The 12,104-nt window shown below is 32.1% G+C and carries 1 protein-coding gene; it reads left to right on the top strand.

The window, feature by feature from the left end:
• Window positions 1-100 precede the first annotated feature (100 nt).
• Window positions 101-12,064, top strand: a complete 11,964-nt coding sequence (locus CKV87_RS10880) for an Ig-like domain-containing protein (protein WP_095065860.1) — start codon at window positions 101-103, stop codon at window positions 12,062-12,064.
• Window positions 12,065-12,104: the final 40 nt, after the last annotated feature.

The raw sequence follows: 12,104 nt of genomic DNA, 5'->3' as shown, positions 1-12,104 counted from the left end.
ATAATTATCTTTCTTATTAAATGTCACCCCTAGGGGTGATAGACAATAATAATTTAAAGTTATATAATCTTCTTAGTAAATTAACAAAGGGAGAACTTACATGGCACAAGTAGGGATTGTTAAAACTTTAGAAGGAGGAGTATTTTATGCAAAAGACTCTTCGGGAAATATCAGAGAATTAAGTATTGGTGATAGTATATCAGAAAATGAGGTAGTTTATGGTGATAGTTCAAATCAAATTTCTGCGAAAGTAGAGATGGAATTATCTGGAAATGATATTATTGTTTTAAATCAAGCACAACAGCAGCTAATAGATTCTTCTTTGAATCAAGTTACTTTTGGAAATGAAGAAGTAATTTTTTCAAAAGGTGATATAAATACAACATTTGAGAATGCAGATTTAGGTGCATGGAATAATACAACAAATGATGTAAGTGATGATATGGAAACAGCTGCAGGTGATCCAACGCAACAAGAGACACAAGCTGGAGAAGAAGAACCAACTGAAGAAGGAAGAGTTACTGCTAGATTTAGCACAAGAGATGGTTTTTCTACAAACGTTGAAAGTGATTTAATAGAACCAGAAGCTAATAATATTAGAGAAATAATTATTGAGCAAGGAGCAATTGATACTAGTCTTTTGAATCCGCAACTTATTACAGAAAATCCAGTAATTTCGACAGATAATACAGCACCAGAAGTAGAAATAACAGAAGTAAGTGTAGTAGATACAAACTCTCCAGCAGATGGAAAAGCAGATGAAGTAACAATCAAAGGAACTTCAGATGAACCAAATGCACAATTTACTGTAAAAGATAAAGATGGAAATACTATTGGAACAGGAACAACAGATTCAAACGGTAACTTTGAAATTACAATCCCAACAGATAAAGTACAAGCAGGAAATCAAGTAACAGTAGAAGTAGTAGATAAAGCAGGTAATACTGGAAGTGATAATGAAAATGCTGGAAAATTAACTTATACAGATAATACAGCACCAGAAGTAGAAATAACAGAAGTAAGTGTAGTAGATACAAACTCTCCAGCAGATGGAAAAGCAGATGAAGTAACAATCAAAGGAACTTCAGATGAACCAAATGCACAATTTACTGTAAAAGATAAAGATGGAAATACTATTGGAACAGGAACAACAGATTCAAACGGTAACTTTGAAATTACAATCCCAACAGATAAAGTACAAGCAGGAAATCAAGTAACAGTAGAAGTAGTAGATAAAGCAGGTAATACTGGAAGTGATAATGAAAATGCTGGAAAATTAACTTATACAGATAATACAGCACCAGAAGTAGAAATAACAGAAGTAAGTGTAGTAGATACAAACTCTCCAGCAGATGGAAAAGCAGATGAAGTAACAATCAAAGGAACTTCAGATGAACCAAATGCACAATTTACTGTAAAAGATAAAGATGGAAATACTATTGGAACAGGAACAACAGATTCAAACGGTAACTTTGAAATTACAATCCCAACAGATAAAGTACAAGCAGGAAATCAAGTAACAGTAGAAGTAGTAGATAAAGCAGGTAATACTGGAAGTGATAATGAAAATGCTGGAAAATTAACTTATACAGATAATACAGCACCAGAAGTAGAAATAACAGAAGTAAGTGTAGTAGATACAAACTCTCCAGCAGATGGAAAAGCAGATGAAGTAACAATCAAAGGAACTTCAGATGAACCAAATGCACAATTTACTGTAAAAGATAAAGATGGAAATACTATTGGAACAGGAACAACAGATTCAAACGGTAACTTTGAAATTACAATCCCAACAGATAAAGTACAAGCAGGAAATCAAGTAACAGTAGAAGTAGTAGATAAAGCAGGTAATACTGGAAGTGATAATGAAAATGCTGGAAAATTAACTTATACAGATAATACAGCACCAGAAGTAGAAATAACAGAAGTAAGTGTAGTAGATACAAACTCTCCAGCAGATGGAAAAGCAGATGAAGTAACAATCAAAGGAACTTCAGATGAACCAAATGCACAATTTACTGTAAAAGATAAAGATGGAAATACTATTGGAACAGGAACAACAGATTCAAACGGTAACTTTGAAATTACAATCCCAACAGATAAAGTACAAGCAGGAAATCAAGTAACAGTAGAAGTAGTAGATAAAGCAGGTAATACTGGAAGTGATAATGAAAATGCTGGAAAATTAACTTATACAGATAATACAGCACCAGAAGTAGAAATAACAGAAGTAAGTGTAGTAGATACAAACTCTCCAGCAGATGGAAAAGCAGATGAAGTAACAATCAAAGGAACTTCAGATGAACCAAATGCACAATTTACTGTAAAAGATAAAGATGGAAATACTATTGGAACAGGAACAACAGATTCAAACGGTAACTTTGAAATTACAATCCCAACAGATAAAGTACAAGCAGGAAATCAAGTAACAGTAGAAGTAGTAGATAAAGCAGGTAATACTGGAAGTGATAATGAAAATGCTGGAAAATTAACTTATACAGATAATACAGCACCAGAAGTAGAAATAACAGAAGTAAGTGTAGTAGATACAAACTCTCCAGCAGATGGAAAAGCAGATGAAGTAACAATCAAAGGAACTTCAGATGAACCAAATGCACAATTTACTGTAAAAGATAAAGATGGAAATACTATTGGAACAGGAACAACAGATTCAAACGGTAACTTTGAAATTACAATCCCAACAGATAAAGTACAAGCAGGAAATCAAGTAACAGTAGAAGTAGTAGATAAAGCAGGTAATACTGGAAGTGATAATGAAAATGCTGGAAAATTAACTTATACAGATAATACAGCACCAGAAGTAGAAATAACAGAAGTAAGTGTAGTAGATACAAACTCTCCAGCAGATGGAAAAGCAGATGAAGTAACAATCAAAGGAACTTCAGATGAACCAAATGCACAATTTACTGTAAAAGATAAAGATGGAAATACTATTGGAACAGGAACAACAGATTCAAACGGTAACTTTGAAATTACAATCCCAACAGATAAAGTACAAGCAGGAAATCAAGTAACAGTAGAAGTAGTAGATAAAGCAGGTAATACTGGAAGTGATAATGAAAATGCTGGAAAATTAACTTATACAGATAATACAGCACCAGAAGTAGAAATAACAGAAGTAAGTGTAGTAGATACAAACTCTCCAGCAGATGGAAAAGCAGATGAAGTAACAATCAAAGGAACTTCAGATGAACCAAATGCACAATTTACTGTAAAAGATAAAGATGGAAATACTATTGGAACAGGAACAACAGATTCAAACGGTAACTTTGAAATTACAATCCCAACAGATAAAGTACAAGCAGGAAATCAAGTAACAGTAGAAGTAGTAGATAAAGCAGGTAATACTGGAAGTGATAATGAAAATGCTGGAAAATTAACTTATACAGATAATACAGCACCAGAAGTAGAAATAACAGAAGTAAGTGTAGTAGATACAAACTCTCCAGCAGATGGAAAAGCAGATGAAGTAACAATCAAAGGAACTTCAGATGAACCAAATGCACAATTTACTGTAAAAGATAAAGATGGAAATACTATTGGAACAGGAACAACAGATTCAAACGGTAACTTTGAAATTACAATCCCAACAGATAAAGTACAAGCAGGAAATCAAGTAACAGTAGAAGTAGTAGATAAAGCAGGTAATACTGGAAGTGATAATGAAAATGCTGGAAAATTAACTTATACAGATAATACAGCACCAGAAGTAGAAATAACAGAAGTAAGTGTAGTAGATACAAACTCTCCAGCAGATGGAAAAGCAGATGAAGTAACAATCAAAGGAACTTCAGATGAACCAAATGCACAATTTACTGTAAAAGATAAAGATGGAAATACTATTGGAACAGGAACAACAGATTCAAACGGTAACTTTGAAATTACAATCCCAACAGATAAAGTACAAGCAGGAAATCAAGTAACAGTAGAAGTAGTAGATAAAGCAGGTAATACTGGAAGTGATAATGAAAATGCTGGAAAATTAACTTATACAGATAATACAGCACCAGAAGTAGAAATAACAGAAGTAAGTGTAGTAGATACAAACTCTCCAGCAGATGGAAAAGCAGATGAAGTAACAATCAAAGGAACTTCAGATGAACCAAATGCACAATTTACTGTAAAAGATAAAGATGGAAATACTATTGGAACAGGAACAACAGATTCAAACGGTAACTTTGAAATTACAATCCCAACAGATAAAGTACAAGCAGGAAATCAAGTAACAGTAGAAGTAGTAGATAAAGCAGGTAATACTGGAAGTGATAATGAAAATGCTGGAAAATTAACTTATACAGATAATACAGCACCAGAAGTAGAAATAACAGAAGTAAGTGTAGTAGATACAAACTCTCCAGCAGATGGAAAAGCAGATGAAGTAACAATCAAAGGAACTTCAGATGAACCAAATGCACAATTTACTGTAAAAGATAAAGATGGAAATACTATTGGAACAGGAACAACAGATTCAAACGGTAACTTTGAAATTACAATCTCAACAGATAAAGTACAAGCAGGAAATCAAGTAACAGTAGAAGTAGTAGATAAAGCAGGTAATACTGGAAGTGATAATGAAAATGCTGGAAAATTAACTTATACAGATAATACAGCACCAGAAGTAGAAATAACAGAAGTAAGTGTAGTAGATACAAACTCTCCAGCAGATGGAAAAGCAGATGAAGTAACAATCAAAGGAACTTCAGATGAACCAAATGCACAATTTACTGTAAAAGATAAAGATGGAAATACTATTGGAACAGGAACAACAGATTCAAACGGTAACTTTGAAATTACAATCCCAACAGATAAAGTACAAGCAGGAAATCAAGTAACAGTAGAAGTAGTAGATAAAGCAGGTAATACTGGAAGTGATAATGAAAATGCTGGAAAATTAACTTATACAGATAATACAGCACCAGAAGTAGAAATAACAGAAGTAAGTGTAGTAGATACAAACTCTCCAGCAGATGGAAAAGCAGATGAAGTAACAATCAAAGGAACTTCAGATGAACCAAATGCACAATTTACTGTAAAAGATAAAGATGGAAATACTATTGGAACAGGAACAACAGATTCAAACGGTAACTTTGAAATTACAATCCCAACAGATAAAGTACAAGCAGGAAATCAAGTAACAGTAGAAGTAGTAGATAAAGCAGGTAATACTGGAAGTGATAATGAAAATGCTGGAAAATTAACTTATACAGATAATACAGCACCAGAAGTAGAAATAACAGAAGTAAGTGTAGTAGATACAAACTCTCCAGCAGATGGAAAAGCAGATGAAGTAACAATCAAAGGAACTTCAGATGAACCAAATGCACAATTTACTGTAAAAGATAAAGATGGAAATACTATTGGAACAGGAACAACAGATTCAAACGGTAACTTTGAAATTACAATCCCAACAGATAAAGTACAAGCAGGAAATCAAGTAACAGTAGAAGTAGTAGATAAAGCAGGTAATACTGGAAGTGATAATGAAAATGCTGGAAAATTAACTTATACAGATAATACAGCACCAGAAGTAGAAATAACAGAAGTAAGTGTAGTAGATACAAACTCTCCAGCAGATGGAAAAGCAGATGAAGTAACAATCAAAGGAACTTCAGATGAACCAAATGCACAATTTACTGTAAAAGATAAAGATGGAAATACTATTAGAACAGGAACAACAGATTCAAACGGTAACTTTGAAATTACAATCCCAACAGATAAAGTACAAGCAGGAAATCAAGTAACAGTAGAAGTAGTAGATAAAGCAGGTAATACTGGAAGTGATAATGAAAATGCTGGAAAATTAACTTATACAGATAATACAGCACCAGAAGTAGAAATAACAGAAGTAAGTGTAGTAGATACAAACTCTCCAGCAGATGGAAAAGCAGATGAAGTAACAATCAAAGGAACTTCAGATGAACCAAATGCACAATTTACTGTAAAAGATAAAGATGGAAATACTATTGGAACAGGAACAACAGATTCAAACGGTAACTTTGAAATTACAATCCCAACAGATAAAGTACAAGCAGGAAATCAAGTAACAGTAGAAGTAGTAGATAAAGCAGGTAATACTGGAAGTGATAATGAAAATGCTGGAAAATTAACTTATACAGATAATACAGCACCAGAAGTAGAAATAACAGAAGTAAGTGTAGTAGATACAAACTCTCCAGCAGATGGAAAAGCAGATGAAGTAACAATCAAAGGAACTTCAGATGAACCAAATGCACAATTTACTGTAAAAGATAAAGATGGAAATACTATTGGAACAGGAACAACAGATTCAAACGGTAACTTTGAAATTACAATCCCAACAGATAAAGTACAAGCAGGAAATCAAGTAACAGTAGAAGTAGTAGATAAAGCAGGTAATACTGGAAGTGATAATGAAAATGCTGGAAAATTAACTTATACAGATAATACAGCACCAGAAGTAGAAATAACAGAAGTAAGTGTAGTAGATACAAACTCTCCAGCAGATGGAAAAGCAGATGAAGTAACAATCAAAGGAACTTCAGATGAACCAAATGCACAATTTACTGTAAAAGATAAAGATGGAAATACTATTGGAACAGGAACAACAGATTCAAACGGTAACTTTGAAATTACAATCCCAACAGATAAAGTACAAGCAGGAAATCAAGTAACAGTAGAAGTAGTAGATAAAGCAGGTAATACTGGAAGTGATAATGAAAATGCTGGAAAATTAACTTATACAGATAATACAGCACCAGAAGTAGAAATAACAGAAGTAAGTGTAGTAGATACAAACTCTCCAGCAGATGGAAAAGCAGATGAAGTAACAATCAAAGGAACTTCAGATGAACCAAATGCACAATTTACTGTAAAAGATAAAGATGGAAATACTATTGGAACAGGAACAACAGATTCAAACGGTAACTTTGAAATTACAATCCCAACAGATAAAGTACAAGCAGGAAATCAAGTAACAGTAGAAGTAGTAGATAAAGCAGGTAATACTGGAAGTGATAATGAAAATGCTGGAAAATTAACTTATACAGATAATACAGCACCAGAAGTAGAAATAACAGAAGTAAGTGTAGTAGATACAAACTCTCCAGCAGATGGAAAAGCAGATGAAGTAACAATCAAAGGAACTTCAGATGAACCAAATGCACAATTTACTGTAAAAGATAAAGATGGAAATACTATTGGAACAGGAACAACAGATTCAAACGGTAACTTTGAAATTACAATCCCAACAGATAAAGTACAAGCAGGAAATCAAGTAACAGTAGAAGTAGTAGATAAAGCAGGTAATACTGGAAGTGATAATGAAAATGCTGGAAAATTAACTTATACAGATAATACAGCACCAGAAGTAGAAATAACAGAAGTAAGTGTAGTAGATACAAACTCTCCAGCAGATGGAAAAGCAGATGAAGTAACAATCAAAGGAACTTCAGATGAACCAAATGCACAATTTACTGTAAAAGATAAAGATGGAAATACTATTGGAACAGGAACAACAGATTCAAACGGTAACTTTGAAATTACAATCCCAACAGATAAAGTACAAGCAGGAAATCAAGTAACAGTAGAAGTAGTAGATAAAGCAGGTAATACTGGAAGTGATAATGAAAATGCTGGAAAATTAACTTATACAGATAATACAGCACCAGAAGTAGAAATAACTGGAAGCACGGTAACAGAATCTAGTAATGGAACAATAACAGGGGATAAAACAGTAGGAACAGTTACTATATCATTTAACAAACCATTAATTGAAGATTTAACTGTTACATTAAATAACGGTCAAAAAGTTGATTTTAAAGCTGGAGAAACAAGCAAAACTGTTGAAGTTGAAACATCAAGAGTAGATGATGCTTATAAACAAGGTGTAACAAAAGAGACTATATCAATAGTAAGCACATCAGATTCTGAAATAAACATAGTAGACAAAAAAGCAACTATTACAATAGATGACGATAATGATGGAGTTTATGTAACTGTAAGTGCAACTGCAACAACACCAAAAGTTATTGATGTAAATACTGAATTTGGTGGAACAACTGGTATAAAAATGTATGCAACTGATACTTTTGGAAATCCAAAAAATATTGCTATTGTGAAAAATACAGATCATGATGGATTTGGAGTTGAAGGAAAAACAACTGGTTCAGGTGACACAAAAGAGTTAGGTAACCTTGGAAATGGTAATAGTGAAAAAATAGTAATAGAATTTGACAAAGATGTAAATTCTTTAGATATAGCATTTGCTTGGAGAAATAATACAGAAACTGCAAGAGTTACATTTGTAGATAATGGTAAAGTTGTAGGATATGCAGAAGTTACAGGTGGTGGAGATAATACTAAAGCAAAAGTAAACTATTATAGTCCAGATGGAGAATTAATCAAATCTGTTGAAGCACAAGGTGGAACAGATAGAGTTGATTTATCATATACATTTGAATTACCAAATAAAGATGGTGGTTTAGTATCTTTTGATAAAGTTGAATTTACTGCTCCAAATCATGATGATGATTATTTGATTAATAAAATTGCATATAAAGAAGTTGTAAATCCTGATGTTACTGATATAGTAACTGAAGGTGGAAAAGTAACATTTGATATTCAAATTGATGAAAAATATCCACCTCAAGGAAAAGCAACAGCTATTGTGGAAATTGGTGGTACACAATATGAAGTTCAATTAAATGCTACAGGTAGAGGAACTTTAACTATTGATGCAAAAAGCCTAGGTGATTTATCAAAAGTAGAAGTAAAAGTAGTAGAAGTAAAAGGTGGAAATTATGAAAAAGTAAATTCAGTAACTAAAGAATTTGACTTCACTTCATCTGGTGATAATTCTACACCAAGTTCTTCTGATGATAGTATTATTACAGAAGAAGATACAGCTCATATCTTAAAAGTGACTGATTTTGGTAATGTATCTGTAAATACTAAAGAATTTAAAATTACAGAGTTACCAACGAATGGAAAACTTTATCTAATAGTTACAAAAGGTGAAACTATAATAGATAAAGATGGAAATAAAACTATAGCTACAGAAGATACAAAAGTTGAGATTTCAAAAAATCAAATTGTAACTTTAGCAGATGTTGGTGCAGGAAGAGTTGTATTTGAGCCAACTGCAAATAGCGATGCTGATGGACAGTTTAAATTCCAAGTAGGTGATGGAAAAGGTCATTTTAGTAGTGAATATACAACAACTATTGATGTAAAAGCAGTAGCTGATACTCCGGAAGTGACTATATCTATAACACAAAGTACTAATAATCCAAGTTCAGATGAAAGTGATAATAATCAAAATGGTGGAAATAATTCTTCTGATTGGTGGGGTGGATATAGTTCTAAAGAGGATATTATAGATACTTCTAGGAATTATACAAAAACAGGTGATTATAATAGTTGGAAAAATTATACAAACAATTCAGATTCAATAGAAATAAATGGAAATCAAAGTCAATGGATAAGTACTGAAGATGGAAATGATAATGTATATATATCAGGAAATAATAATGGAGGAATGAATACAGGAACAGGTGATGATAGGGTATTTATTCAAGGTAATTCAACACAACAAATTAATCTTGATGATGGAAATGATGAATTACATATAAAAGGGAATTCTTCTACAATAAATGCTGGAGCAGGTGATGATAAAATATTAATAGAAGGTGAAGCAACAAATAATATTAATCTTGGTTCAGGTAATGATGAATTACATATAAAAGGGAATTCTTCTACAATAAGTGCTGGAGATGGAAATGATAAAATAAGAATTGATGGAAATGCAAATGGTACTATTGAATTAGGAAGTGGAAATAATTATTTAGAGATTAAAGGAGATGCTTATTCTATTCAGGTAAGTCAAAATTCTGGAAATGATAGAGTTATTGTTAGTGGAAATGCAACAAACAATATTAGTTTAGGAGCAGGAGACGACTATTTAGAATTAGATGGAAAAATCCAAAATTATGTTGATGGTGGAGAAGGAAATAATGATTCAGTTTATCTAAAAGGGTATACTCTTTCTGAATATCAAGCTTTAATAGCAAATGGGAATGAATGGAGAGTTCAAAATTTTGAAAATATTAAGTTAGGAGATGGAACTATTGTTAAAGGAGATGGAAGTGTCTTTGATGATACAACAACAGTTTACAAATATGATATTTCTCTAAGTGCAGCTCTTACGGATACAGATGGAAGTGAAACTTTAAGTGTAATTATTAAAAATGTACCAGCAAGTGCAACTTTAGAAAGTAGCAAATATGAAGTATCAAAAAATAGTGATGGAAGTTATACAGTAAAAGTACCACAAGGTGAAACATCTATTTCTGATAAGCTTACTATGAAAGTACCACAAGAAGATGCAAAAAATATTAATCTTCAAATAGAAGCAAAAGCTACAGAAGCTAGAGATAATGAAGATGGACAAAACTTCAAAACAGCAACAGATAGCACTACTGATAAAACACCAACTCTTGTTGTAGGTTCTAATAAAGATAGTGTTATAAATGGTGGAGCAGGAAAAGATATTTTAATTGGTGATACAGGGGGAACTCAATTAAATGTACAAGCAGGTAAAAATTATAATATTGCTTTAGTTGTAGATACTTCAGGAAGTATGAAAGAAGCTTCTGGTTCTAAAACAGCTTGGGGAACAACAATTAGTAGAATAGATTTACTAAAAGATGCTCTTAAAAATTTAGCTGATAGTTTAAAAGGACATGATGGAAAAATAAATGTTTCGATTATAGACTTTGATACAAATGCTAAAGAACCTATCACGTTTAATGACTTAACGTCAAAAAATATTAGTGATTTAATAACAAAAATAGATGCACTAAAAGCAGAAGGTGGTACAAACTATGAAGATGCATTCTTAAAAACTACAAGTTGGTTTGATACTCAAAGTGTAACTTATGGAAAAGCACAAGGTTATGAAAATTTAACATATTTCCTAACAGATGGAGATCCAACTTTTAGTAATAGAAATACTACAAGCACAGGTACAACAACAGAATATTCTGATATGAAAGATGCTGTTGACGCATTTAAAACACTAAGTGGTCAAAGTACTGTTCATGCAATAGGTATAGGTAATGGTATAAATGAGAATTATTTAAGATTCTTTGATAATACAGATATTATAGGACAAGGAGATGTGAGTTTTGGATATTGGTTCTGGAAACAAACAGTGTCTGGTAATATTGGAAAACCTGATATTGTAAATACTGCTGAGGATTTAAAAGCAGCTTTACAAGGTGGTTCTGTATCTGAAGATATATTAGATGTTGGTTCAGATACTATAAATGGTGGAGATGGAGATGATATAATCTTTGGAGATAGCATAAATACAGATAATCTTTTATGGAATGGAAGATTTGTAGAAGGGCATGAAAATTATATGTCAAAAGGACAAGGAATAAATGCTCTTGATAAGTATTTAAGTCTTACAAAATCTGGTTATGAAGATATGACAACTTTAGAAAAAAATATGGCTAAATTTGACTATATCAAAGAACACCATAGTGATTTAAATGTAGAAGGTGATACAAGAGGTGGAGATGATATCATAAGTGGTGGAGCAGGAAGAGATATCATTTATGGTCAAGGTGGAGATGATACTATCATTACAGATTTAAATACAAATAATGGTAAAGAAGATGGTGATATTATCATAGATGGTGGAACAGGATATGATACGTTGATTTTAGAAGGAGATAATAATATTGATTTCTCTTTATTAAAAGATGCAAGCATAACAAATATAGAAGCCATTGATTTAACACAAGGTAATCATAAACTTCAAAATTTAACTTTAGATGATGTTCTAAAAATAAGTGGTGAAGATAACACTATTAAAATTTCTGGAGATGAGTTTGATAGTGTTACATTTAAAAATACTGTTGGAGACGATGGTAAAGAAAATGCTTGGTCTAAAACAGAAGGAACAGGTGTAGATAAAGGTTATGATATTTATATGAATAGTGGAGATCCAACTGTTCAAGTAAAAGTTGAACAACCTATATCAGATGGTATTACAAACTAACTTCTTAAAGCTGGGATTTTATCCCAGTTTTTTTTTAATT

It is taken from the genome of Aliarcobacter butzleri, from assembly GCF_900187115.1.
Lineage (GTDB): Bacteria > Campylobacterota > Campylobacteria > Campylobacterales > Arcobacteraceae > Aliarcobacter > Aliarcobacter butzleri.
Note: the sequence above shows the minus strand (reverse complement) of the source record. Positions and strands in the feature narration are given on the sequence as shown.

Excerpts from the sequence above, each read along its gene's own strand:
- CKV87_RS10880 (WP_095065860.1), top strand. The coding sequence starts at position 101 with ATGGCACAAGTAGGGATTGTTAAAACTTTAGAAGGAGGAGTATTTTAT.